At 51.4% G+C, this 24,635-nt stretch carries 21 protein-coding genes and 1 tRNA gene; 12 read left to right on the top strand and 10 right to left on the bottom strand.

From position 1 onward, the window contains the following. Positions 1 to 146: 146 nt before the first annotated feature. From puuD to OH773_RS08150, 4 genes are all read left to right on the top strand, one after another. Complete coding sequence (puuD, locus tag OH773_RS08165; RefSeq protein WP_183269675.1) at positions 147 to 911, top strand: gamma-glutamyl-gamma-aminobutyrate hydrolase; 765 nt, start codon at positions 147 to 149, stop codon at positions 909 to 911. A 25-nt stretch (positions 912 to 936) separates the two neighbouring features. Then, positions 937 to 1,494 (top strand): HTH-type transcriptional regulator PuuR, encoded by a 558-nt coding sequence (gene puuR, locus OH773_RS08160; protein ID WP_270144688.1) that lies wholly within the window; start codon positions 937 to 939, stop codon positions 1,492 to 1,494. A gap of 153 nt (positions 1,495 to 1,647) precedes the next feature. Then, the gene (gene puuC / locus OH773_RS08155; protein ID WP_270144686.1) at positions 1,648 to 3,135 is read left to right on the top strand and encodes an aldehyde dehydrogenase PuuC; all 1,488 of its coding nucleotides are present in this window, start codon (positions 1,648 to 1,650) and stop codon (positions 3,133 to 3,135) included. A 2-nt stretch (positions 3,136 to 3,137) separates the two neighbouring features. Beyond that, entirely contained in the window at positions 3,138 to 4,418 is a 1,281-nt protein-coding gene (locus OH773_RS08150) for an NAD(P)/FAD-dependent oxidoreductase (RefSeq protein WP_270144685.1), read from the top strand. 167 nt (positions 4,419 to 4,585) lie between these two features. On the opposite strand, the gene ttrR is transcribed toward OH773_RS08150, so the two are convergent. Beyond that, a complete protein-coding gene (gene ttrR / locus OH773_RS08145; protein ID WP_270144683.1) occupies positions 4,586 to 5,191 on the bottom strand; it encodes a tetrathionate respiration response regulator TtrR in 606 nt (201 codons plus the stop codon). Continuing rightward, positions 5,166 to 6,932, bottom strand: coding sequence for a tetrathionate respiration histidine kinase TtrS (gene ttrS, locus OH773_RS08140; protein ID WP_442865658.1), 1,767 nt, complete (start codon positions 6,930 to 6,932; stop codon positions 5,166 to 5,168). Before ttrS ends, ttrR begins: the two co-directional genes overlap by 26 nt. A 318-nt stretch (positions 6,933 to 7,250) precedes the next feature. Here ttrS and ttrB point away from each other — a divergent pair, with 318 nt between their 5' ends. The 7 genes from ttrB to OH773_RS08105 all read left to right on the top strand — a co-directional run bounded on the left by ttrB (position 7,251) and on the right by OH773_RS08105 (position 16,281). Then, positions 7,251 to 7,985, top strand: a complete 735-nt coding sequence (gene ttrB, locus OH773_RS08135; protein WP_333482177.1) for a tetrathionate reductase subunit TtrB — start codon at positions 7,251 to 7,253, stop codon at positions 7,983 to 7,985. Further along, entirely contained in the window at positions 7,986 to 9,008 is a 1,023-nt protein-coding gene (ttrC, locus tag OH773_RS08130) for a tetrathionate reductase subunit TtrC (RefSeq protein ID WP_270144679.1), read from the top strand. It abuts the gene before it with no gap. Further along, positions 9,001 to 12,066, top strand: coding sequence for a tetrathionate reductase subunit TtrA (gene ttrA / locus OH773_RS08125; protein ID WP_270144677.1), 3,066 nt, complete (start codon positions 9,001 to 9,003; stop codon positions 12,064 to 12,066). The genes ttrC and ttrA overlap by 8 nt, the downstream gene beginning before the upstream one ends. Before the next feature lie 80 nt (positions 12,067 to 12,146). Further along, positions 12,147 to 12,461, top strand: a complete 315-nt coding sequence (locus OH773_RS08120) for a BON domain-containing protein (RefSeq protein WP_270145749.1) — start codon at positions 12,147 to 12,149, stop codon at positions 12,459 to 12,461. Positions 12,462 to 12,823: 362 nt separating this feature from the next. Beyond that, positions 12,824 to 14,284: an AMP nucleosidase gene (locus tag OH773_RS08115; RefSeq protein WP_183269683.1), complete on the top strand. Its 1,461-nt coding sequence runs from the start codon at positions 12,824 to 12,826 to the stop codon at positions 14,282 to 14,284. Positions 14,285 to 14,294: 10 nt separating this feature from the next. Next, on the top strand, positions 14,295 to 16,073 hold the full coding sequence (locus OH773_RS08110; RefSeq protein WP_270144674.1) for an aminopeptidase P family protein: 1,779 nt from the start codon (positions 14,295 to 14,297) through the stop codon (positions 16,071 to 16,073). 132 nt (positions 16,074 to 16,205) lie between these two features. After that, positions 16,206 to 16,281: transfer RNA gene (locus OH773_RS08105), tRNA-Asn, on the top strand. 133 nt (positions 16,282 to 16,414) lie between these two features. On the opposite strand, the gene pgsA is transcribed toward OH773_RS08105, so the two are convergent. Genes pgsA through uvrY form a run of 3 tightly spaced genes read right to left on the bottom strand, consistent with a single transcriptional unit; the run spans position 16,415 to position 19,514 of the window. Then, positions 16,415 to 16,972 carry a CDP-diacylglycerol--glycerol-3-phosphate 3-phosphatidyltransferase gene (gene pgsA, locus OH773_RS08100; protein ID WP_183269725.1) on the bottom strand — a complete coding sequence of 186 codons (558 nt, stop codon included), beginning with the start codon at positions 16,970 to 16,972 and terminating at the stop codon, positions 16,415 to 16,417. Positions 16,973 to 17,029: 57 nt separating this feature from the next. Beyond that, positions 17,030 to 18,862, bottom strand: a complete 1,833-nt coding sequence (uvrC, locus tag OH773_RS08095) for an excinuclease ABC subunit UvrC (protein WP_270144671.1) — start codon at positions 18,860 to 18,862, stop codon at positions 17,030 to 17,032. Continuing rightward, the gene (gene uvrY / locus OH773_RS08090; protein ID WP_270144669.1) at positions 18,855 to 19,514 is read right to left on the bottom strand and encodes a UvrY/SirA/GacA family response regulator transcription factor; all 660 of its coding nucleotides are present in this window, start codon (positions 19,512 to 19,514) and stop codon (positions 18,855 to 18,857) included. Before uvrY ends, uvrC begins: the two co-directional genes overlap by 8 nt. A gap of 421 nt (positions 19,515 to 19,935) precedes the next feature. On the opposite strand from uvrY, the gene OH773_RS08085 reads away from it, so the two are divergent. After that, entirely contained in the window at positions 19,936 to 20,160 is a 225-nt protein-coding gene (locus tag OH773_RS08085; protein ID WP_183269728.1) for a DUF2594 family protein, read from the top strand. Positions 20,161 to 20,271: 111 nt separating this feature from the next. On the opposite strand, the gene sdiA is transcribed toward OH773_RS08085, so the two are convergent. The 5 genes from sdiA to tcyJ form a co-directional block, all read right to left on the bottom strand. Next, entirely contained in the window at positions 20,272 to 20,994 is a 723-nt protein-coding gene (gene sdiA / locus OH773_RS08080) for a transcriptional regulator SdiA (RefSeq protein WP_270144667.1), read from the bottom strand. A 205-nt stretch (positions 20,995 to 21,199) separates the two neighbouring features. Then, positions 21,200 to 21,952, bottom strand: coding sequence for an L-cystine ABC transporter ATP-binding protein TcyN (gene tcyN, locus OH773_RS08075; RefSeq protein ID WP_270144664.1), 753 nt, complete (start codon positions 21,950 to 21,952; stop codon positions 21,200 to 21,202). Then, on the bottom strand, positions 21,949 to 22,617 hold the full coding sequence (gene tcyL / locus OH773_RS08070; RefSeq protein ID WP_270144662.1) for a cystine ABC transporter permease: 669 nt from the start codon (positions 22,615 to 22,617) through the stop codon (positions 21,949 to 21,951). Before tcyL ends, tcyN begins: the two co-directional genes overlap by 4 nt. A gap of 24 nt (positions 22,618 to 22,641) precedes the next feature. Next, positions 22,642 to 23,628, bottom strand: a complete 987-nt coding sequence (gene dcyD, locus OH773_RS08065; protein ID WP_270144660.1) for a D-cysteine desulfhydrase — start codon at positions 23,626 to 23,628, stop codon at positions 22,642 to 22,644. Positions 23,629 to 23,751: 123 nt separating this feature from the next. Continuing rightward, positions 23,752 to 24,552, bottom strand: a complete 801-nt coding sequence (tcyJ, locus tag OH773_RS08060; RefSeq protein ID WP_270144658.1) for a cystine ABC transporter substrate-binding protein — start codon at positions 24,550 to 24,552, stop codon at positions 23,752 to 23,754. Between the last annotated feature and the right edge of the window lie 83 nt (positions 24,553 to 24,635).

The raw sequence follows: 24,635 nt of genomic DNA, 5'->3' as shown, positions 1-24,635 counted from the left end.
CCATTTTAAATGTTTGTCAAATGTTAACGTGAGTTTGCAAATAGGTTATCACGCTGCTAGATTGAAAATATATTGAACGATATTGAGCAAAAAAGAGTAATACGGGTTAGTTTGGCAATAATTTAGTCCAGAATGTGAGGTCGATCATGGGCAATATATTTGACAAGCCGGTTATCGGTGTAGTGATGTGCAGGAACAGGCTTAAGGGTCACCAGACCCAAACATTGCAAGAAAAGTACCTGAATGCCGTATTAAATGCGGGCGGTTTGCCGATTGCTCTGCCGCATGCGCTGGCGGAGCCGGAACTCCTGAATGCTTTGCTGCCCAAACTCGATGGCATCTTCCTGCCAGGCAGCCCCAGTAACGTGCAGCCGCACCTGTATGGTGAAAACGGCGATGAGCCTGACGCCGATCCCGGGCGTGACGAACTGAGCCTGGCGTTAATCAACGCGGGTCTGGAAAGGCGCATCCCCATTTTCGCCATCTGTCGTGGATTGCAGGAACTTGTTGTTGCAACGGGAGGGACTCTGTATCGTCGCCTGTGCGATCAACCAGAGTTTTTGGAACACCGTGAAGATCCAGAGCTTTCGGTGGAGCAACAGTACGCTCCATCTCATGAAGTCCAGGTTCAGCAAGGAGGATTGCTTTCAAAGCTAATACCGGGTTGCAACACGTTTTGGGTGAACTCGCTACATGGACAAGGCGCGAAAACACTGGGCCCATTGCTGCGCGTGGAAGCACGCTCACAGGATGGTCTGGTTGAAGCGGCCAGTATTCACGATCACCCGTTCGCTCTGGGTGTGCAATGGCATCCTGAATGGAACAGTAGCGAATACGCGCTGTCGCGTATGTTGCTTGAAGGTTTTATCACCGCTTGTCAGAACCACCTCGCTGAAAAGCAGCGGCTCTGACCATTACCGTTAAGGAAAAGCAACTATGAGCGATGACGGCCTGGCGCCGGGTAAACGTTTGTCAGAGATCCGCCAACAATTGGGGCTTTCACAACGTCGTGCCGCCGAACTGTCTGGATTAACGCATAGCGCCATCAGCACCATAGAACAGGACAAAGTCAGTCCTGCTATCAGTTCGCTGCAAAAGCTGCTGAAAGTTTATGGGCTGTCGCTCTCCGAGTTCTTCGCAGAACCGGAAAAACCTGATGAGCCGCAGGTGATTATTAATCAGGATGACCTGATTGAGATCGGCAGTCAGGGTGTGTCAATGAAGTTAGTACATAACGGAAACCCGAACCGTACACTGGCCATGATCTTCGAGACTTACCCACCGGGAACAACAACCGGAGAGAGGATCAAACACCAGGGTGAGGAAATCGGCACGATACTGGAAGGTGAAGTGATACTGACCGTTAACGGGCAGACATATCACCTCGTTGCAGGGCAAAGTTATGCCATCAATACCGGCATACCTCACAGCTTCAGCAACACCTCGGCAGGCATCTGCCGCATTATCAGTGCTCATACCCCCACCACGTTCTGATTTCCATACGCTGAATAAATCGGCCTGAGTTACTCAGGCCACCCTAATACGATGCTTTTTTACAGGATTTATTTCCTGGGGCATCTTGCAGCCAGATTATGACGACTGCAACCTGGGAAAACCGATTATCTTATTGAGTTATAAGGAGTTGGCATGGACTTTCAGAATCTGAACTACTGGCAGGAAAAAGCGAAAAATATCGCGATAGAAACCCGTTTGTTTATTAACGGTGAATATTGCGCGACTCAGGATAATAGCACCTTCGATATTCTCGATCCGGCAGCACAACGCACTCTGGCACAGGTTGCGCGGGGTAAAAAAGCCGACGTTGATATTGCCGTTCGCGCGGCACGTGATGTTTTCGAGCGCGGCGACTGGTCGCAGGCCTCACCCGCCAAACGTAAAGCCGTATTAAATAAGCTGGCAGATTTAATGGAACAGCATCACGAGGAACTGGCGCTGCTGGAGACACTGGATACCGGCAAGCCTATTCGCCATAGCCTGCGTGATGATATTCCCGGTAGTGCCCGCGCCATCCGCTGGTACGCCGAAGCGATTGATAAAGTTTACGGTGAAGTTGCCACCACGGGTGTGAATGATTTGGCGCTGATCGTGCGTGAACCAGTGGGTGTAATTGCGGCCGTTGTGCCTTGGAACTTCCCATTACTGCTGGCCTGCTGGAAGCTCGGCCCAGCGCTGGCTACGGGTAACAGCGTTATCCTCAAACCTTCCGAAAAATCCCCTTTAACCGCCATTCGCCTGGCGCAACTGGCGAAAGAAGCCGGTTTACCCGACGGCGTGTTTAACGTCATTCCAGGCTTTGGTCACGAAGCAGGCCAGGCGTTGTCTCAGCATCCGGATGTGGACGTTATCACCTTTACAGGTTCTACCCGCACAGGCAAGCAACTGCTGAAAGACGCAGGCGATAGCAACATGAAGCGTGTCTGGCTGGAAGCCGGGGGTAAAAGTGCCAATATCGTGTTTGCCGACTGCCCGGATTTAGCAAAAGCCGCCGCCACGGCAGCTGCGGGGATTTTCTACAACCAGGGCCAGGTGTGTATCGCCGGAACGCGCCTGTTGCTGGAAGACAGCATTGCCGACGAATTTATCGAACTCCTGAAAGAGCAGGCAAAAAACTGGCAGCCAGGCAACCCGCTCGACCCGAATACCACGATGGGCACGCTGATTGATAACGCCCACGCAGATACCGTACACGGTTTTATTCGTCACGGCGAAACGGAAGGGAAACTGGCGCTGGATGGCCGTGACGGCCAGCATCCTGCCGCTATTGGGCCGACGATTTTCCTCGACACCAACCCAACTTCCAGCGTGAGCCGCGATGAAATCTTCGGGCCAGTTCTGGTCATCACCCGTTTCACTTCGGAAGCACAAGCGCTGGAAATCGCCAACAACAGCGATTATGGCCTCGGTGCTGCCGTATGGACCCGTGACCTTTCGCGTGCGCACTGCATGAGTCGCCGCCTGAAAGCAGGCTCCGTTTTCGTCAATAACTATAACGATGGCGATATGACCGTGCCGTTTGGCGGTTACAAACAAAGCGGCAACGGGCGCGATAAATCTCTTCACGCCCTGGAAAAATTTAGCGAACTGAAAACCATCTGGATTTCACTGGAGTCTTAATCATGACTGAACATACCACCAGCTATTACGCCGCAAGCGCCAATCAGTATGAACCGTTTCCTGAGCTGAACGAGTCCCTCACCTGTGACGTGTGTGTGGTCGGCGGCGGTTACACTGGGCTTTCCTCGGCACTGCATCTGTCAGAAATGGGTTACGACGTGGTGCTGCTCGAAGCCTCGCGCATCGGCTTCGGTGCCAGCGGGCGCAACGGCGGCCAGTTAGTTAACTCTTATAGCCGCGATATCGATGTCATTGAGCGCTCCTACGGCCCTGAAGCGGCAAAAATGCTCGGTAGCATGATGTTCGAAGGCGGGCAGATCATCCGCGAACGCATTAAACGCTATCAGATAGAGTGCGATTATCGCCCGGGCGGCCTGTTTGTGGCGATGAACCATAAGCAACTGGAAAAGCTGGAAGAGCAAAAAGCCAACTGGGAGCGCTACGGCAACACCCAACTTGAGCTGCTGGATGCTAACGAGTTGAAGCGTGAAGTGAACAGCGACAGATACGTCGGCGCACTGCTCGATCACAGCGGCGGCCATATTCATCCGCTGAATCTGGCGATTGGCGAAGCGAACGCCATCCGTCTGAACGGTGGCCGGGTGTTTGAGCAATCACCGGTTACCCACATTCAGCACACCAGCCCGGCGGTGGTGAATACCGCTAAAGGCAAAGTGACGGCAAAATATGTGATTGTGGCGGGGAACGCCTATCTGGGCGATAAAGTGGAGCCGGAACTGGCGAAACGCAGCATGCCATGTGGTACGCAAGTATTGACCACTGAGCCGCTGGACGCAGAGGTCGCGCGTTCGCTTATCCCGAATAACTACTGCGTGGAAGACTGTAACTATCTGCTGGATTACTACCGTCTGACCGCAGATAACCGTCTGCTGTACGGTGGCGGTGTGGTGTACGGCGCACGCGATCCGGCAGACATTGAGCGTCTGGTGATGCCAAATCTGCTGAAGACCTTCCCGCAGCTGAAAGGGGTGAAAATCGACTACAGCTGGACCGGCAACTTCCTGCTGACGCTATCGCGCCTGCCGCAGGTTGGGCGTCTGGATAACAATATTTATTACAGTCAGGGTTGCAGCGGGCATGGCGTCACCTATACCCATCTGGCGGGTCGACTGATAGCCGAGTTGCTGCGCGGTGATGCAGAACGCTTCAATGCCTTTGCGAATCTGCCGCATTACCCGTTCCCGGGGGGCCGCACTTTCCGCATTCCGTTTACCGCTATGGGGGCGGCTTACTACAGCCTGCGCGACCGTCTTGGGGTATAAAATAAGCAGGGGTCACAGGCTTTAGTGAGTGCCCCAACAACCGATACCTATCACGCAAAGGCCACTGGCAAAGGCGATTCCAGTCAGAGGAGCCAAATTCGAAAGCCCGCTTAAAGAAACGTAAGCGGGCTTTTTTGTTTGCGCGGATTTAACTGTTTTATCGTCATTCAACTCAGCAAAAGAAGTGACTCCCGTACCTGTTGAAGTCGGTTCACCAGTTCAGCGAGGCTTCCCGCCTGCATTTTTTCCATCACTCTGGCGCGGTGCACCTCCACCGTTCGTACCGCAATGTTCATTGCGTTGGCAATCTCACGGTTGATCAACCCATTTGCCACCAGCCCCGCTAATTCTCGCTCTTTTGGTGTGAGTTGCTGATAACAAGCGACAATCTTTTGCCTATCGAACGTCTGCGCAGAAACGAGCAACGCGCGTTCCAGCGCAACCTGAAGCGGTTTTGCAGAAACGGGCTTTTGCAGAAAATCTATCGCGCCGCGTTTCATCTGATCCACAGCCATTGGGACATCACCATGACCGGTAAGGAACACCACCGCCAGGGTGCTGCCGCGTTGCAACATTTCCTCATGCACAGCCTGACCATCCATACCCGGCATACGCATGTCCAACAACAATACCCCCGTCTGGTACAGGTCAGCCTGAGCGAGAAACTTCGCCCCTTCATTCCAGCAACAAACGTCGTATTCCAGGCTTTCAAGCAGAAATGCACAGGCCTGAGTGACCGCCACATCATCATCCAGTAAATGAATTCTCGCCATCGCGTTTTTGCTCCTCCCTGCGCGTAAAATCTAACACTGCCGCCACGCCCATTTGGCCATCAGCGGCCCTTTGATTCTTGATAGTCATCTCTCCATGGCCATACCGGACCAGACGCTGACAAATCACCAACCCTAGTCCCATTCCGTCATCGCGGGTCGTCATAAAGGGTTGGAAAACGTGATGCAGTAACTCGTCATCCATCCCTCCGGCATTATCCTGTAAGGTGATTCGCGTCCCCTCGCCTTGACTCTCCGCCGCTATCCACACCTTTTTTGCACCTGCCTGCGCTGCATTCAGGATAAGGTTCGCCAGCACCTGTTCAAGCAGAACTGGCGGCAAATACAGGGTCTGCTTTGAATTCACGTCCAGCTCCAGCGTGATCGCCGGAAAGTGCTGCGCCATGCGCAATAATTGCCAGACGTGCAAAATAGCGTCACGAATGTTGACGGTGCCCCACTCTTCCGTCATGACCGGATTACCTTGCGCCTGGCTGACCCAGTGGCGCAGATTTCGCAGCGTGTCCCCACCTCGCTGGGCCTGACTGGCAATTTCTTTCAGCGCCGTCTGTAGCGGGTGGTGTTCATTCTGAGATTCAAGGCGGATCAGGCATCCCTCGGCATAATGGCGAATAGCAGAAAGCGGTTGATTCAGTTCGTGAGCGAAACCGGAGGTCATCTCCCCCAACACGCTCATTTGTCTTGCCGTTTCCAACGCCTGCTCCTGTTGACGAAGCTGAACATTATTACGCTCTATCTGCTGACCGCGCCGCCGTACCAGTAGCATGACCCAGATATAATTTAGCGTGAGCATGAGCAGAACCAGCGCAACTCCACCCATCACCCATTGATGTTGTATTAGCCAGCTTTTGATATCCAGCCACAGACGCCGCTGCTGTGGATGCTGACGCACGTCGTGTAACAGCGTTTCGACCTGGCTTGTAGAAGCCGGGGCCCCCCAACGAAAAGGCGAACCCTGCGGTGTATTAAATAATACTTTCGTAACGCGATCTGCCAGTTCATCACTGACACTCGGCAGTGCCGCAAATGACCAGTTGGGATATAGCGGCGTACTGGTTAAGCAGGGAATGGAGGATGGCTGTTTTAACACCGCGACAAAATCCTCTTTATGCACCAGCCCCTCTTCATCCATATTCTCTAGCAGGCACACCGGTACAATCACCGCCTGAACAGCTTTTTCGCGTAACAAATAGAGCAGCGCATCGGCCGGGAAACCCGTGAAACGCAAATTCAAGTCCCGTTCCGGGCGGATGCCGTTATCACTGAGCGCCTTATAGCCCAGCAAATAGCCACCAAAAGCCTGCGCATCAATCGCGCCGACGGTTTTGCCAATCAGATCGTGTACGCTTTCGATCCCACCGTCGCGTCGGGTCAGGATAACACTGCCGATAACATTGCTCGCAGCCTGGCCACCGCGACCAGAACGCAAAGAAGCCAGCCAGCGCAGCGGTGAATGGCTGTTCAGTTGCACAAACTGTGCTGGATTGGTCACCACGAACTGTACCGTTTTGCGGTTAACGGCTTCCTGCATTTGATGCAGATCCAGCGCCTGAAGTTGAAACTGCTCACCGGGTATCTGTTGATTGAGCTGCATTTCTAACGGTTGCCAGTGGCTGCGCGTTAATACCTCTCCACGCATCGCCAGAATGCCAATACTCCATGTCTGCGCCCATGCCACGCTGCTCATCATGATCGCTGACATTAATAATGCCAGGCATCTCATCTGTATGCCGTTCACCGAAATACCCTTATTAACCAGCCCCTAAATAATTCGAGTTGCTTAAAGGCGGCAAGCCCGCAAATCCCCAGGAGCTGACTCAAGTCAGTGACTGGGGTGCGCGGGTGCAGGCAACGCATAAGCAGCTTGAAGTATGACGGGGATGTATTGAGTTAGATCAACAACAAGCCGTAAATGTGGTTAACCACAATAGAGCCGCCCCTCCCTGATTTTTACACTGTAAATCATAGACATTTTTTATACATCACTGACCAGTCAATGACGTGACCAATGTTTTGTTGTTGCATCACGACGGGGGAAAATATGGACATCAGTAAACGGCAGTTTCTCCAGCAATTGGGCATTCTGAGTGCGGGTGCCTCTTTGGTGCCGCTGGCTCATGCGAAATTCCCCTTCTCTCCTGAGCGACATGAAGGGTCCGCACAACATCGTTATGCCATGCTCATCGATTTGCGCCGCTGTATTGGTTGTCAGGCCTGTACGGTGAGTTGCGCCATTGAAAACCAGACACCGCAGGGTGAGTTTCGCACCCATGTGAATCAATATCAGGTGCAGCTTGAAGGTGAACAAAGTGTCACCAACGTGCTGTTACCCCGCCTGTGCAATCATTGTGATAACCCGCCTTGCGTGCCCGTTTGCCCGGTTCAGGCGACGTTTCAACGGGAAGACGGCATTGTGGTTGTCGACAACACGCGTTGTGTCGGCTGCGCATATTGCGTGCAGGCCTGTCCCTATGACGCACGCTTTATCAATCACGAAACTCAAACCGCCGATAAATGCACTTTCTGCGTTCACCGTCTGGAAGCCGGATTACTCCCCGCCTGTGTGGAGTCCTGCGTCGGCGGCGCTCGAATTATCGGTGACCTGAAGGATCCCAACAGTCGTATCTCGCAAATGCTTCACGCAAACCATGACGCCATCAAGGTGTTGAAACCGGAGAGTGGCACCTCACCCCATGTTTTCTATTTAGGGCTGGATGAGGCCTTCGTCACCCCATTGATGGGACGCGCGCAATCCGCACTCTGGCAGGAGGTTTAAATGACTCATTCTCTGATTATCGAGGAAGTGCTGACGCGTCCGCAGGAGATAAGCTGGCTTCCCTGGGCGGTGCAGTACTTCTTTTTTATCGGCATTGCCACCTGTGCCGCGCTGTTTGCCTGCGTGCTTCACTGGCGTAAAAAAGAGTCGGCAACGCTTGAAAACCTGACACTGCTGATTGCCTTAACGTGTTCCATCACCGCGCCACTGGCGCTCACGGCGGATCTGCATCAAACCGCCCGTTTCTGGCATTTTTACGCGTATCCAACGCCCTGGTCGTGGATGCCATGGGGCGCACTGTTTCTGCCACTCTTCACCGGGGTTCTGGGCCTGTGGTTTATGGCACAGCAACTCAAGCGCTTTACCCAAAAAAGCTACCGTGTGACGAAATGGCTGGCGCTGGCAAGCGCTTTACTCGCAGTAGGATTGCTAACGTATACCGGGCGTGAAGTCTCGGTTGTGCATGCCCGTCCCATCTGGTTTAGCTACGCGTTTCCGTTTGTTATGTTCCTCAGTGCGTTCCAGACCTTTTTTGCCCTGCTCGTCGTTTCGCTCCGGGATGAACGGGCGTTACAGCGAAAACTGGCTCTGGCGCAGGTCTGGACGTTGGGGCTCCTTGCCATTGTCGTCACTATTTGGGTTACCGGCGATACGTTGTCCGGGGATGCTATCCGCGACTGGCTTGCCGTGTCGTCCTCAGCCAGATACTACGCTGCCGCGTGGGCCGTACTTTGGTTGATATCACTGGGGATTGGCTGCGTGGCTTTGTACCAGCCGTTATCGATGCCATTACGTATTTTGCAGGCATTGAGTGCAATGGCGTTGTGCTGGCTGATGCGTTGGACCTTACTGATTCAGGTACAGACCGTACCGAAATTTAACGCGCAATTTAATCCGTATTCACTGCCCGCGGGCACCGACGGCTGGCTCGCCATCCTCGGCACTTTTGGTTTGTGGATTGCGCTACTCATTATTATTCGTGAAACCGTGAACGGACTCGCAAGGAGAATGCAACATGGCTAATTTAACCCGTCGTCAGTGGCTTAAAGTCGGCCTTGCTCTGGGCGGAATGGTGACCTTTGGGCTGAGCTATCGAGATGTTGCAAAGCGTGCCATTGACGGTTTGCGAAACGGCACCTCCGGCAAGATAACTCGCGATCGCATCTTTGCTAATGCGCTGATCCCCGAGGCTCATGCACAATCCCAGTGGCAGCAAAATCCGCAACAGGTTATCTCCATGACGCAATGCTTTGGCTGCTGGACGCAGTGCGGCGTGAGGGTCAGGGTCGATTGCGAAAAAGGAAAAGTACTGCGCATTGCAGGTAATCCTTATCACCCGTTATCCCATGAGCATCACATTAACTCCTCCGTCCCGTTTGCCGAAGCGATGGAACAGCTTGCGGGAGAAAGTGGCCTCGACGCCCGCTCCACTGCCTGCGCTCGCGGTGCGACATTGATGGAAGGCCTGTACAGCCCGCTGCGCATACTGGAACCGATGAAACGCGTCGGGAAACGTGGGGAAGGTAAATGGCAGCGCATCAGTTTTGAGCAGTTGATTGAGGAGGTGGTGGAAGGCGGCGATCTGTTTGGTGAGGGGCCGGTAGAAGGCTTACGGGCTCTGTATGCGCCAACAACGCCTATAGACCCAAAACACCCTGGATTTGGCCCGAAAACCAACCAATTGTTAGTCACCAATACCAGTGATGACGGACGCGATACGTTCCTTCGCCGTTTTGCCCTCAATAGTTTCGGCAGCAAAAACTTCGGTGCGCACGGTGCCTATTGCGGCCTGGCTTATCGGGCCGGTTCTGGCGCACTTATGGGGGATCTGGATAAAAACCCGCACGTGAAACCGGACTGGGACAACGTTGAATTTGCGCTGTTTATGGGCACCTCACCGGCACAGTCTGGGAACCCTTTTAAACGCCAGGCGCGACAACTGTCCAGTGCCCGTGTACGCGATAATTTTCAGTATGTTGTCGTCGCCCCGGCTTTACCGTTAACCACGGTATTGGCTGACGACCGCGGTCACTGGCTGCCCGTTATTCCCGGCACGGATTCAGCGCTGGCAATGGGGATGATTCGCTGGATCATCGAAAAACAACGCTATAACGCAGATTACCTCACCATTCCTGATGCAACGGGCATGCAGCAGGCCGGTGAAAAAAGTTGGACCAACGCCACGCATCTGGTGATTACCGATGAACTCCCACAACTTGCCGGGCAGCATTTGACTCTGGCTCACCTGTCGGCTGATGGCGCAAACGAACCTGTGGTGCTGAACGAAGACAACGAGATAGTTTCCGCCAGCCGTTGCCCGCGCGCGCAGTTGTTTATTGCTCAACAGGTCACGCTGACTGACGGCAAAATCGTCACCGTAAAAAGTGGATTTCAGTTGCTCAAAGAGGCGGCCAATAAACTCACCCTGGCGCAATACAGCCAACAATGCGGCGTGTCAGAGGGGAAAATAGCGGCGCTGGCAGATGCCTTCACGCGTCACGGACGTAAAGCGGCCGTTATTACCCATGGTGGCATGATGGCTGGCAACGGGTTTTACAACGCCTGGGCCGTTATGATGCTCAACGCGCTGATTGGTAATCTCAGTCTGGAAGGCGGTGTCTTTGTCGGGGGCGGTAAATTCAACGGTGCGACCGATGGCCCGCGCTACAACATGGACAGCTTCCCCGGCAAGGTAAAACCGAAGGGGCTGAGTATCGCGCGCAGCAAAACGGCCTATGAATCCTCCGAAGAGTATCAGGATAAACTGGCTGCTGGGGTTTCTCCGTTCCCGGCCAAAGCACCGTGGTATCCGTTCGTGGCAGGGCAGTTGACCGAACTCCTCACCTCCGCGCTGGAGGGCTATCCTTACCCGCTAAAAGCGTGGATCTCCAATATGACCAACCCGTTCTACGGCATTCCTGGGTTACGGGCCGTGGCGGAAGAAAAGCTTAAAGATCCCAAACGTCTGCCGCTGTTTATCGCCATTGACGCATTCATGAATGAAACCACAGCTCTGGCGGACTATATCGTTCCAGACACGCATAATTTTGAAAGCTGGGGATTTAGCGCGCCCTGGGCGGGTGTCGCCAGTAAAGCCACTACCGCCCGTTGGCCTATCGTTGCTAGTGCAACCAGCCAAACCGCCGATGGACAGCCAGTATCAATGGAAGCCTTCTGCATCGCCGTGGCAAAGTGCCTGAAACTGCCAGGTTTCGGTGACAATGCGATTACCGATGCGCAGGGCAACGGTTACCCGCTCAATCGTGCGGAAGATTACTATCTGCGCATTGCGGCAAACATCGCGTATATGGGCAAAACGCCCGTCGCACAAGCCGGGCAAGAGGATGTAACGCTGACAGGTGTGCAGCGTATTCTGCCGGTGATTGAGCAGACGCTAAAACCGGATGAAGTGAGTCGCGTCGCCTTTATCTATTCCCGAGGTGGGCGTTTTGCGCCGGACAGCAGCGGGCGCGTGGATAACAGTGTCGGCAATATTTGGCAAAAACCGCTGCAAATCTGGAATTCGGACGTCGCCGCACATCGTCACGCGATAACCGGTGAACGTTATAGTGGATGTCCTGCCTGGTATCCTTCACGGCTTTCTGACGGGCGTGCTATGGAGGAGATTTTCCCGGTGCAGCAGTGGCCGCTGAAGCTAATTTCTTTTAAATCCAATACCATGGCCAGCGCTTCTACCGTGATCCCACGGTTACATCATCTCAAACCCACTAACCTGGTGGCGCTCAATCCCGACGACGGCAAGCGCTACGGCCTGGCCCATGGCGACACCGTTCGCATCACCACACCGGGTGGGCAGGTTGAAGCGCAGATCAGTTTGCTTAACGGCGTGATGCCTGGTGTCATTGCCATTGAGCATGGATATGGACACCGGGAGATGGGTGCTGCTCAACACTATCTGGACGGAGAACCCATGCCGTTTGATGCACAGATAAAAGCAGGGATTAACCTTAACGACCTGGGGTTTGCCGACCCTACGCGTAAGGTAGCCAACACCTGGCTGGATTGGGTCTCTGGGGCGTCGGTAAGGCAGGGGCTTCCGGCAAAAGTTGAACGGATATAATCGATTCGCCTGGCTGGTTTTCTCTTTTCATTCAGATAATATGCTGCATGTGACATTGGCTCATTTGAAGGATATTAATGATGAACATTAAAAAACGTGTTTCTATTTTTTGTACTGTCGCTTTAACCACTGTTGCATTAATGGGATGTGCGGGATCAGCAAAAAAAGAAAGCACGGGCGGTTATATTGATGACACGGTTGTCACTACCAAAGTCAAATCTGCTTTGCTGAGTGAAAAATCAATCAAATCTACAGATATCAGTGTTGAAACCTTTAAAGGCCGCGTGCAATTGAGTGGTTTTGTTTCTTCATCTGCAGAAGCAAATAAAGCCGTTACAGTAACAAAATCAGTTAAAGGTGTGCAGGCTGTTCAGAATGCTTTGATAGTGAAGTAAACAACGCCTAAGCCAATCCAGATAAGTTCCCAAAGTGGGTTGAGATCGATTATCGACCCACTTTGCTTATCGGCGAATGGTTATCCAACAGAAATTTAACTGTCGGTATTCAATACTTATTCACATCTCGATTTTTCGGAAAGACTGCCTCCTCCGAGAAGGAAATTACGTCGGTTGATCATCATAGCCTCACTGTTGTCTGCTATTGATAATCTCAACCTACATCGCAGACCTTTCGTTAGTGCATAACAAAATACTAACATTTCCGCGATAACTACTGGCTTATCCCCCTTCCGTTTCCTCCCGTCGATGACATACTATCGAAACAGCCCTGCGTATAATCAGCAGGATAAGGAGATAAGATGACGCATCAGACAGCCGACACTGCCCTTACCCCGAATCAGGCCCTCGATAAATTAGAGGAGCTGTACGATGCTTCGGTCAACGCATTGCGCGAGGCCATTGCCCAGTACGTTGAAAACGGCACCTTACCCGAAATACAAAAACGTGCCGCAGGATTATTTGTCTACCCGGAATTACGCGTTAGCTGGGATGGCACTATTCACCATCCCAACAAAACACGCGCTTATGCCCGCTTCACCCATTCCGGCAGCTACACAACCACCGTCACCCGCCCTGCACTGTTTCGCCATTATCTCGCCGAACAATTAACCCTACTGTATGAAGATTATGGTGCGCAGATTGAAGTGGGTTTATCGCTGCACGAAATTCCGTATCCGTATGTAATTGATGGTTCAAGTTTGTCGTTAGACCGTTCGATGAGCGCCGGTTTGCCTCGTCATTTTCCGACGACCGAACTGTCGCAAATTGGTGATGAAACGGCAGATGGTCTGTTCCATCCGACTGAGTACTATCCGCTTTCGCATTTTGATGCACGCCGAGTCGATTTCTCGCTGGCTCGTTTGCGTCACTACACCGGCACACCGGTTGAGCACTTCCAGTCATTCGTATTGTTCACCAACTACACCCGCTATGTTGATGAATTTGTACGATGGGGTTGCCAGCAAATTCTTGATCCGGAAAGCCCATATGTTGCGCTTTCATGCGCCGGTGGCGTGTGGTTAACGGCCGACAGCCAGGCACCTGAAGAGGCAATTTCTGATCTCGCCTGGAAAAAACACCAAATGCCAGCATGGCATTTGATTGATGCCAACGGTACAGGTATCACGCTGATTAACATTGGCGTTGGGCCATCGAATGCCAAAAATATTTGCGACCATCTGGCGGTATTGCGCCCAGCGGCCTGGCTGATGATTGGCCACTGCGGCGGCCTGCGTGAAAGCCAGTCAATTGGCGATTATGTGCTAGCTCACGCCTATTTGCGCGACGATCATGTTCTCGATGCCGTGTTGCCACCCGACATTCCGATTCCAAGCATCGCTGAAGTACAACGCGCACTGTATGACGCCACCAAACTGGTGAGTGGAATGCCGGGCGAAGAAGTTAAACAGCGCTTACGTACAGGCACAGTCGTCACCACCGACGATCGTAACTGGGAGCTACGCTATTCCGCTTCAGCCCTGCGCTTCAACTTGAGCCGTGCGGTTGCTATTGATATGGAGAGTGCCACCATCGCCGCGCAAGGTTATCGCTTCCGCGTCCCTTATGGCACATTGCTGTGCGTTTCAGATAAGCCGCTGCACGGGGAAATAAAACTGCCAGGTCAGGCAAATCGATTCTATGAAGGGGCGATTTCGGAGCATTTGCAAATCGGTATTTGCGCCATTGACCTCCTGCGAGCTGAAGGTGAACGCCTGCACTCGCGCAAACTACGTACCTTTAACGAGCCACCTTTCCGATAAGAGAATAAAAATGCAACACACATCACCTCTGGCTGCGTTACGCAGCCTGCTTAAAGAGGGCGAACTTGATGGCATGCTTATCCCTCGTGCCGATGCGCATCAAAGTGAGTACTGTGCCCCCTTTGACGCAAAGCTTGAATTTATCAGTGGTTTTGATGGCTCAGCGGGGCTGGCTCTGATTTTGGCCGACCGCGCACTGCTGTTTGTTGACGGTCGCTACCAGGTTCAGGCGCACCAGCAAGTTAACCTCAGCGAGTTTGAAATTCATCACCTGCACGATGAACCAATCCACCTCTGGATGCGCGAAAACTTGCCTGCGGGTAAACGTATCACGTTTGAACCGATGCTTATCGTTAACAACCAGTATGAACAACTACGCACCAGCGGCTGTGACCTGGTGGCCGTCAACGATGATCCTATTAATAAAATCTGGACCGAGCGCCCGGCAGCACCGCGCGGTGTGATTCATCCTATGCCCGTTGAGATTAGCGGTGAATCAACCGAGTCTAAATGCGCACGTGTCGCGGAAGCCCTGACGCGTGAAGGTGTGGACTACCTTGCCCTCACCTTGCCTGACAACATTGCCTGGCTGTTGAATGTTCGCGGTTCAGATATCGCCATGAGCCCAGTGCCACTCTCTTTCGCCCTGATTAAAAACGATGGAGCCGTAGAGTGGTTTGTCGATGAAGCCAAGCTGCAGCAGCTTGATCATGCAATGCTGGACTCACTGACGATCCACAGCGCAGATGCGTTTCTGCCGCGTTGTAAGCAGCTTGCGGCGGGAAAACGCTTCTTACTTGATGGTGATAATACTCCGGTTGCGGTGCGCTTTGCCGTTGAACAAGGAGGGGGTGAAATCGAATGGTTGGCTGACCCAGTTACGCTGATGAAAGCGAATAAAAACAGCGTTGAGCTGGAAGGGTATCGTTCAAGCCACGTGGAAGATGGCGCGGCATGGGTGAATTTCCTCGCCTGGCTCAGCCATGAAGTCCCCTTGCGTGAAGCCGCAGGCAACCCGATTACAGAACTCGAGGCCCAGGAAAAGCAGCTGACTTTCCGCCAGCAGTGTGAAAACTTCTGGGAACAAAGTTTTGGTACGATTTCCGCGGCTGCGAGTAATGCGGCAATGTGCCACTACCACAGCGCACCAGAAACCAATTTTGCGATCACCAGTAAAGAGTTTTACCTGAATGATTCAGGTGGCCAGTATTACAACGGCACCACCGATGCCACGCGAACATTGAACTTCGGGCAACTTGACGGTCAACGTCGCCTGCATTACACCGCCGTGTTAAAAGGGTTCTTGTCACTAATTTCACTGCAATTCCCTCAGGGCACACAAGGGCATCAACTCGATGCGTTTGCTCGTCGTCCATTATGGGAACTGGGTCTGGATTATGACCATGGCACAGGTCACGGTGTCGGCCACTGCTTGCTCATTCATGAAAACCCGCATCGCATGGCGAAGAAAGTGAATCCATGGCCGATGTTACCCGGCAATGTTCTGACCATCGAACCAGGATATTACCTCGCCGGAAGTCACGGTATTCGCATTGAAAACCAGGTTGAAGTTATCGCCTCACGGCCTGGTTTCTGTAAATTTGCCTCGCTGACGCTGATCCCGATCGATTTAAGCGCGGTCGATTTATCCCTGCTTAGCGAACAAGACATTGCCTGGCTTGATGATTATCACCAGCAAGTGCGCGAAACATTATCGCCACTTGTCTCAAGTGATGCTCGTCCGTGGTTGATTGAAGCGACTGCACCGGTCAGGGCACTACGGGCATAAAACCCTTTATGAGCCGCGCATTTGCGGCTCTTTTCTTCTTTTTGTTGATTAAATCAGCAATCAAACACGTTTCATATAAACAGCCTTTGACAACCCAGTGGGTGCTCGTTACTATGCGCCCCGTTAACCGATTCCTCTGTAGTTCAGTCGGTAGAACGGCGGACTGTTAATCCGTATGTCACTGGTTCGAGTCCAGTCAGAGGAGCCAAATTTAAGAAGCCTGCTTAGGAAACTAAGCGGGCTTTTTGCTTTTTGGGAAGCGCTAAAGAGAAGTACGAGAGTTACCGTCAGGATAGATAACTCTCGTGTAGTAAAGAAATGAGGCAGATTTCTGGGAAAGATTAAACGCCGGAGTTGTCGAGCAGGTCTTTGCTGGCCGCTTTCAGGTACTGGAACATTGACCAGAACGTTAACACCGCTGCGATAAAGAACAGACCAATCCCCGCATATTCAACCCACATATTGGGACGCCACAGCATACCAATCAACGCCAGCATCTGGGCCATGGTCTTGGATTTACCAATCCAGGAGACAGCAACACTGCTGCGTTTGCCGATCTCAGCCATCCACTCGCGCAATGCAGAAATAATAATTTCACGAGCAATCATGGTGGCCGCAGGTAACGTCACCCACCATGCGTGATAGTGTTCAACCACCAGCACCAGTGCGACGACGACCATAACTTTATCCGCTACAGGATCAAGGAAGGCGCCAAAACGCGTGCTTTGGTTCCAGCGACGCGCCAGATAACCATCAAACCAGTCAGTGATAGCGGCAAACCAGAAGATAAACGCGCATAGGAATGGCGCCCAACTAAACGGCAGATAAAAAGCCAGCACAAAGAATGGGATAAGGATGATACGAAACAGAGTAAGCAATGTTGGGATATTAAATTGCATAGTGCTGGTTAACTGTCTGTCGTAAGTGGAAATTGTCTCTATGTTGCTACAGAGCCCTTAATGTTTCAACGAGTAGAAGATCTTTTCTGCCAACGCTTGCGAGATACCCGGCACTTTTGCGATTTCTTCTACGGATGCATTCTTTAATGGTTGCAATCCACCCATATATTTCAACAACATCTGACGACGTTTTGGCCCAACGCCTTCGATTGTCTCCAGCGCACTGGTATTTTTTACTTTTGCACGTTTTTTGCGATGGCCAGATATCGCATGGTCGTGGGATTCATCACGGATATGCTGAATAACATGCAGCGCAGGGGAATCTGGCGGCAGTGAGAACCCCTCACCTTCTGGTTCGAAGAACAATGTCTCCAGCCCTGCTTTACGGTCAGCCCCTTTTGCCACACCCAGCAACAGAGGATGATGTTTGTCCCAGGGAACATCAAGCTCCGCAAATACCGCTTTCGCCTGACCGAGTTGCCCTTTCCCGCCGTCAATGAGAATCACATCGGGCACTTTGCTCTCATCTATCGCCTTACCATAGCGACGACGTAGCACCTGATTCATCGCGGCATAATCATCACCCGGCGTAATGCCTTCGATGTTGTAGCGGCGATATTCAGCGCGAAGCGGGCCATTGGCATCAAAAACGACACAGGAGGCCACGGTTTGCTCGCCCATGGTGTGGCTGATGTCAAAGCACTCCATTCGTTTGATTTCAGGCAATTCAAGCACGTTGGCGAGTGCGGTCAATCGCTGATGGATGGTTGATTGCTGCGCAAGACGCGTCACTAGCGCCGTTGCCGCATTGGTTCGGGCCAGTTTGAGGTAACGCGCACGGTCGCCGCGAGGCTTGGTCTGCACGTTGATTCGCCGACCAGCCAGCTCAGTCAAAGAGTCTGACAGCAAGGTTTTATCAGGCAGATTGAAATCAAGCAGGATTTCAGAAGGCAAGGTGCGCATCTGACTGCCTTGCAAATAGAACTGACCGACAAATGTTTCGACCACTTCTGAGAGTTCGGTGCCGTTTGGCACTTTGGGGAAATAACTTCGGCTGCCTAGTACTTTGCCCTGACGAATAAAAAGCACATGCACGCATGCCATACCCGCATCAAACGACACGCCGATCACGTCCAAATCATCGCCAGTATTGGAAACAAACTGTTTCTCAGTTACGCGACGCACCGCCTGAATTTGATCGCGAATTCTCGCGGCTTCTTCAAACGCCAGATTTTTGCTCGCCTCTTCCATCCTGGCAATCAGTTGATTCAGCACCTGATCGTCTTTACCGGACAGGAACAAACGGACATATTCCACTTGCTGAGCATAGTCATCTTCACTGACTAAACCCGCCACGCATGGCCCCAGGCACCGCCCAATTTGATATTGCAAACAAGGGCGTGAGCGATTGCGATAGACATTATTTTCGCACTGGCGAATCGGGAAAATTTTCTGCAATAACGCCAGAGTTTCGCGCACTGCGTAGCCATTCGGGAATGGCCCGAAATATTCCCCTTTCGCGTGTTTCGCCCCACGATGCATTGCAAGTCGCGGGTGAGTGTCGCTACTGAGGAAAATAAAGGGATAGGATTTGTCATCACGCAGCAGCACGTTGTAACGCGGCTGATACAGTTTGATGTAGTTGTGTTCCAGCAACAACGCTTCGGTTTCGGTGTGAGTGACCGTCACGTCAATATGCTGGATTAAGGCAACCAGAGCTTCTGTTTTACGGCTCGCAAGATGACTCCTGAAGTAGCTCGACAAACGCTTCTTCAAGTCTTTTGCTTTACCAACGTAAATGACCGTTTCACTGGCGTCATACATACGATAGACGCCAGGTTTACTGGTTACGGTTTTAAGAAAAGCCTGCGGGTCAAAGATTTCACTCACTACTGATTAACGTCTCCGCACTAAATAAACCATGACGAATGGCCAGGTGTGTCAGCTCAACATCGCCACTGATATTCAGTTTACTAAACATGCGGTAACGGTAACTGTTGACCGTTTTCGGGCTGAGATTAAGCTGCTCTGAGATCTCATTGACCTTCTGGCCTTTGGTGATCATCAGCATAATCTGTAATTCGCGCTCAGACAAACTCGCAAACGGCGTGTCTGTTTTTTCCGGTTCAATCTGACTTAATGCCATTTGTTGGGCAATATCGGACGCTATGTAGCGCTGCCCCGCATTGACCGAACGAATCGCATTGACCACATCTTGTGGCGCGGCACCTTTACTTAAATAACCAGAGGCACCCGCTTGCATAACTTTCGCAGGCAACGGATTCTCGGTGTGAATCGTCAGCATAATCACTTTGATATCGGTTGAATACCGCACGATTTTGCGCGTTGCTTCAAGGCCACCAATTCCCGGCATGTTCATGTCCATCAGGACAACATCAACCGGATGACTACGGCACCACTTTACGGCATCCTCACCGCAATTTGCTTCACCTGATATCTTGATCCCTTTGATATCTTCAAGAATGCGTCGTATCCCTGCGCGCACCAGTTCGTGGTCATCAACAAGAAGTACGTTGATCAAGGGGACCTCTCCAGAATAGGGATAACGCTGCTGAAAATTACTAAACCATATTAACGGGTTTTCAGGCAACTTTAAAATATAAAAACAGATTTTCAGAACTTACACCTGTTTGGAAATTTAAATGTACACGGGAGGCTGAGACAGAAAACAGATTGATTCATCGATATAAATAGTAAAAATGCTTTTCATATTAAAAAAAACCAAAATCCACTTATAATAGAAATATTAAATAATGATCGCGCCGTTACGTTTTTTTAACTATAAATAAACAAATTCAAAACAATCACTCGCATTGTACAGTGACCACGCTGGCACCTTCACGTAACCACTAATAAAATGGTTTACGACTGTGCTATACTCCGCCGCCTTACGAAACCGTTACACGAAACAACGGTGTACCAACCGAGACCGAGGAACACGAATGAGCACTCCTGATTTTTCCACCGCAGACAACAGTAGTGAATTGGCTATTGAAGTCACCTGTCTGAAGGCAATGCTAACTCAGATGCTGAAAGCCATGGGCCAAGCCGATGCAGGCAAGGTTATTATCAAAATGGAAAAGCAAATCGCTCAAATGGAAGACTCGGCCCACGCAGACGTTTTTGGTAATACTGTTAAGCAAATTAAACAGGCTTACCGTCAGTAATCGAATCGCGACGGCTGGATGAGCTCAGGTTCTCCAGCCGTTTCGTTGCACAAGCCCTACAAGAACTTCTTTATATGCCCCAGAATTTCAAGATGCAGGTAGGCGGGAATATTAAATAATCCCTATCGCTGCTGCATAACAGGCAATTTGTGTTTTATTAGGTGCATTAAATTTCTTTTGCATATTTTTCTGGTGAAAATTCACTGTATTTTCTGAAATCGACAAAATAATTGCGATCTCAGCTGATGTTTTCCCCTCGCCAGTCCATTGCAATATTTCTCGCTCACGTTTGCTCAGTTTTAATGCCATCGCTGCCATTGATGGGTCATTAAGACGCATTAACGTCATTAAGCTCAGTTCGGCCAAATATTGCAGGCGCATTTGCAATTCATCCTCAGGCAAAACTTTGCCTTTCCCCACCGTGCGCGAGACCGAATAAAAGCCCAACGCACGATTAGGTGCCATCACGCACTGGGTTATGCCGCGCCGTAGGCCGTGATCTCTTGCCGCATCCCAGAAATCCTGCGTGTCACTAAAAAGCTCGTCATTCCATTGCAGATTCCCGCGCATGAAATTTTCAGGGCGTAAAACCGGATCAATAGCGAAATAATTTTCTGCATGATAATGGTCGAGCCAACGCTGGGGATATGTCGACTTTAACGACGTCTTCGGGCGCGTAAAGGGCACCGGGTGACGAATGCACAAGGAGTAATAGTCAAATTCCAGCAATGCCGTTTGCTGATGAAGTATTTTCGTTATTTCGTCAGCCTGAGTCACAGACTGGAAGATATTCAGCGCATCCTGCCGCCAGATAAAAAAGTTGCGATCGTCCATTATGTCTGGCGATTCTCCTGACACGGAAATCATTTACAAATGTAATGCCTAACGCTATCACATTTATCAGTATTATTTATATGATAAAACGGCCATTGGCGCAGAATATTGGAAAATCGTGCTAAATGGTCATTACCTCATTAATTTAGCTTATGATTTATCCATCACACGCAACGGTTAATGGCCCCAAATGGGGCCATACCGATCATTGGGTGAGGAATTTTTCCAGGAACTGTTGCGTGCGCGGTTGTTTAGGATTGGCAAACAATTCACGTGCAGGCCCCTGCTCAACAATGCGGCCTTGATCCATAAAAATGGCACGGTCAGCAACATCACGCGCAAAGCTCATTTCATGCGTCACGATGACCATCGTGCGTTTTTCTTCCGCGAGTTGGCGGATAGTGCTCAACACTTCGCCCACCAGCTCAGGATCGAGTGCTGACGTTGGCTCATCAAACAAAATCACTTCTGGTCGCATCGCCAACGCACGCGCAATTGCCACACGTTGTTGCTGGCCACCGGAAAGACGACGCGGATAGCTGGTTTCTTTACCGCTCAGGCCGACTTTTGCCAACAATTCACGTGCCCGCGCAATAGCTTCGTCCTTCGGTTCACCTTTCACGATAACCGGCCCTTCGATGATGTTCTCAATCACCGTTCGATGGGGGAAAAGGTTGAAGCTTTGAAACACGAATCCCACGTGCTGGCGCAATTCCCGCACGCGATTTTTCTGTTTACTGAGTGACTCCGCCGCATCAATGGAAATTTCACCGACCTTGATGGTCCCTGATTCAGGCTCTTCCAGTAAATTAATGCAACGCAGCAAGGTGGTTTTACCGGAACCACTTGGCCCGATGATCGCCACGACTTCGCCCGCTTTCACTTCCAGATCGATACCATGCAGCACGGTCTGCCCGTGGAATTTTTTGACCAGTTGTTTTACGTCGATTGCGCTCATTTTGGATCCCTGTCCTGGCGGTTTAGCTGATTTTCAAAGTAGTTTTGCAACGACGAGAGCACCGTTGCCATTACCCAGTAAATCAAGGACGCCGCGAGATACATGGTAAATACCTCAAGAGTACGGGAGGTAATAAGCTGTGCCTGGCGAAACAGTTCCGGAACCTGAATGGTTGCCGCAAGTGACGTGTCTTTCACCAGACTGATAAAACTGTTGCTCAGCGGCGGTAACGCGACACGCGCGGCCTGCGGCAAAATCGCCCGACGCAACGTTTGCCACGGCGTCATCCCGATACTGGCTGCGGCTTCCCACTGCCCTTTCTCGATAGACGAAATCGCCGCACGTAACGTTTCGGATGCATAGGCGGCGGTATTAAGCGACAAACCAATCATTGCCGCCGGAATAGGATCCAGTTCAATGCCAAACTGCGGTAAGCCGTAATAGATCATGAAGAGCTGAGCGATTAACGGTGTCCCGCGAAAAATCGACACGTAAAAACGCGATATCCAGCGAAACGGCAAAAACGAGGACAAACGCATCAGCGCCAATAAAAAGCCGAGTATCAGCCCAAAGAACATACCGCCGATGCTGAGTTGCAGCGTAAAGACGGCACCTTTAAGCAGAAACGGTGCCGAATCCAGTACCAGTTGAATACTTTCTTGCATAGTTACCCTGTTTTTTCTTATGTTTTAAATGTGCGGATGATACGCAAAAAGTGCGGGCGCCCCACCGGTATGAATAAAGATAATTGGGCCGTCGTCTTTAAAACGCTTCTGCGCCACACCATCAATTAATCCCGCCATCGCTTTGCCGGTATAAACCGGATCGAGCAAGATCCCTTCCAGACGCGCTAACAATTTAATGGCCTCAAGCCCCTCTTCGTTAGGCTGACCATACCCCGGTGCGAAATAATCATCCCATAAATGGATTGGGTTTGATGCGCTGACACTTAATGATTGTGCGACCGCCTGCTGCAATGCCTGCACTTTTGGCAATTGCAACGCAATGGAGCGCGAAACCGTAACGCCAATTAAATCGACATCTGGCATCACTTGCTCAAGACCAACCGCAAGCCCAGCATGCGTTCCTGCGCTTCCCGAAGCAACGACTACCGATGAAACGCTGACCGCACCTTCACACTGTTGGGCGATTTCCAATGCACTCTCAACATAACCCAACGCGCCCAGTGCATTCGAACCGCCAACGGGGATCACGTACGGGCGAAAACCTTGCGCTTCGAGGCGAACGGCAATCTCTTCCAGTTGCTGGTCAGGCGAATGCAGCGCGTCACACATTTCGATTTCAGCATCGAACAGGTCGAGCATCAAACGATTGCCGTTGGTGAGATAGTTTTCAGCCTGCGTACCAATGGGATTTTCCAGTAGAGCTACGCACTTCAGGCCGAGTTTGGCGGCAACCGCCGCGGTCTGGCGCACGTGGTTTGACTGAATCGCCCCCGCCGTCACCAACGTATCAGCCCCTTCACGCAACGCATCAGCGGCCAGAAACTCAAGCTTACGCAGCTTATTACCGCCCATCGCCATTGGCGTGGTGTCATCACGTTTAATGTAGATTTCGCGGCCGAGATAATCGGAAAAACGCGGCAGATATTCGAGAGGCGTCGGTGCGCCGATGAATTCCAGACGCGGAAAACGCGTCAGATTATGTAGTGACATGAGCGACTCCGTTACACTAATAAAAATTCCAGATTTATTTATTATGCACCAGCCTGGCGGTTTGCCCGCAGATACAAATAAAAAAGGTGCTGGAATCAGCACCTTTATTCAGGTTTTGAGCAACTATTTTGTTACGTCAGCACCAAACCACTTCTCAGAAAGCTTCGCCAGAGAGCCATCTTTCTGCATATCAGCGATGCCTTTGTTAATCGCTTCAACCAGGTCTTCGTTACCTTTACGAACGGCTACACCCGCTTCCTGACGTGAGAATGCGTTACCGGCTACCGCCAGGGTATCTTTGGTTTTCTTCACCAGATCCAATGCCGCCAGACGGTCAACCAGAATCGCATCAATACGACCTACGCGCAGATCCTGATACTTCGTTGGGTCATCGTCATAAGTGCGGATATCAACGCCCTGCACATTGGCACGTAACCACTCTTCGTAGTTAGTCCCAAGACCCACACCGACTTTTTTGCCTTTCAGGGAGTCCGGCCCGGTAATGCTGCCTTCGTTGCCTTTCTTCACCAACGCCTGGATACCAGAAACGGTATAAGGAGTGGAGAAATCGTATTTCTTCTTACGCTCATCAGAAATGGTCACCTGGTTAATCACCACATCGATACGTTTAGAGTCCAGCGACGCCAGCATACCATCCCATTTGGTGGGTTTGAGCTCCGCTTTTACGCCTAAATGCTGCGCCAGCTGCTCTGCAAATTCCACTTCAAAACCGGTCAGTTTGCCGTCATCACCCTGGAAGCTAAACGGAGGATAAGTCCCTTCCAGCCCAACCAGCAGCGTACCGCGCTCTTTTACTTTCGCCAATAAACCTTCCGCAGCAAACGTCTTAACACTCGCGCCCGCTACCAATGCCACAGCCAGTACGCCCATCAGCGCCTGACGCCCCACCATTGCTAATTTCATAGTTACCCCGAATGTTTATATTTTGGTTGTATTGTAACGACTTAATATAATCAATCAAAATCACTGCGTTACAACTTATGCCA

Origin of the sequence: Buttiauxella sp. WJP83 (assembly GCF_027594725.1) — a bacterium.
GTDB lineage: Bacteria > Pseudomonadota > Gammaproteobacteria > Enterobacterales > Enterobacteriaceae > Buttiauxella > Buttiauxella selenatireducens.
The sequence above is the reverse complement of the archived record's forward strand: the minus strand, read 5'-3'. Positions and strand labels throughout refer to the sequence as shown.

Coding starts and splice junctions, on each gene's coding strand:
- tcyN (WP_270144664.1), bottom strand. CDS start 21,952: ATGAGCGCAATCGACGTAAAACAACTGGTCAAAAAATTCCACGGGCAG.
- ttrC (WP_270144679.1), top strand. CDS start 7,986: ATGACTCATTCTCTGATTATCGAGGAAGTGCTGACGCGTCCGCAGGAG.
- ttrS (WP_442865658.1), bottom strand. CDS start 6,932: ATGAGATGCCTGGCATTATTAATGTCAGCGATCATGATGAGCAGCGTG.
- ttrB (WP_333482177.1), top strand. CDS start 7,251: ATGGACATCAGTAAACGGCAGTTTCTCCAGCAATTGGGCATTCTGAGT.
- tcyJ (WP_270144658.1), bottom strand. CDS start 24,552: ATGAAATTAGCAATGGTGGGGCGTCAGGCGCTGATGGGCGTACTGGCT.
- sdiA (WP_270144667.1), bottom strand. CDS start 20,994: ATGGACGATCGCAACTTTTTTATCTGGCGGCAGGATGCGCTGAATATC.
- ttrR (WP_270144683.1), bottom strand. CDS start 5,191: ATGGCGAGAATTCATTTACTGGATGATGATGTGGCGGTCACTCAGGCC.
- puuC (WP_270144686.1), top strand. CDS start 1,648: ATGGACTTTCAGAATCTGAACTACTGGCAGGAAAAAGCGAAAAATATC.
- OH773_RS08085 (WP_183269728.1), top strand. CDS start 19,936: ATGAGCACTCCTGATTTTTCCACCGCAGACAACAGTAGTGAATTGGCT.
- puuR (WP_270144688.1), top strand. CDS start 937: ATGAGCGATGACGGCCTGGCGCCGGGTAAACGTTTGTCAGAGATCCGC.
- tcyL (WP_270144662.1), bottom strand. CDS start 22,617: ATGCAAGAAAGTATTCAACTGGTACTGGATTCGGCACCGTTTCTGCTT.
- OH773_RS08115 (WP_183269683.1), top strand. CDS start 12,824: ATGACGCATCAGACAGCCGACACTGCCCTTACCCCGAATCAGGCCCTC.
- OH773_RS08110 (WP_270144674.1), top strand. CDS start 14,295: ATGCAACACACATCACCTCTGGCTGCGTTACGCAGCCTGCTTAAAGAG.
- dcyD (WP_270144660.1), bottom strand. CDS start 23,628: ATGTCACTACATAATCTGACGCGTTTTCCGCGTCTGGAATTCATCGGC.
- puuD (WP_183269675.1), top strand. CDS start 147: ATGGGCAATATATTTGACAAGCCGGTTATCGGTGTAGTGATGTGCAGG.
- OH773_RS08150 (WP_270144685.1), top strand. CDS start 3,138: ATGACTGAACATACCACCAGCTATTACGCCGCAAGCGCCAATCAGTAT.
- OH773_RS08120 (WP_270145749.1), top strand. CDS start 12,147: ATGAACATTAAAAAACGTGTTTCTATTTTTTGTACTGTCGCTTTAACC.
- pgsA (WP_183269725.1), bottom strand. CDS start 16,972: ATGCAATTTAATATCCCAACATTGCTTACTCTGTTTCGTATCATCCTT.
- ttrA (WP_270144677.1), top strand. CDS start 9,001: ATGGCTAATTTAACCCGTCGTCAGTGGCTTAAAGTCGGCCTTGCTCTG.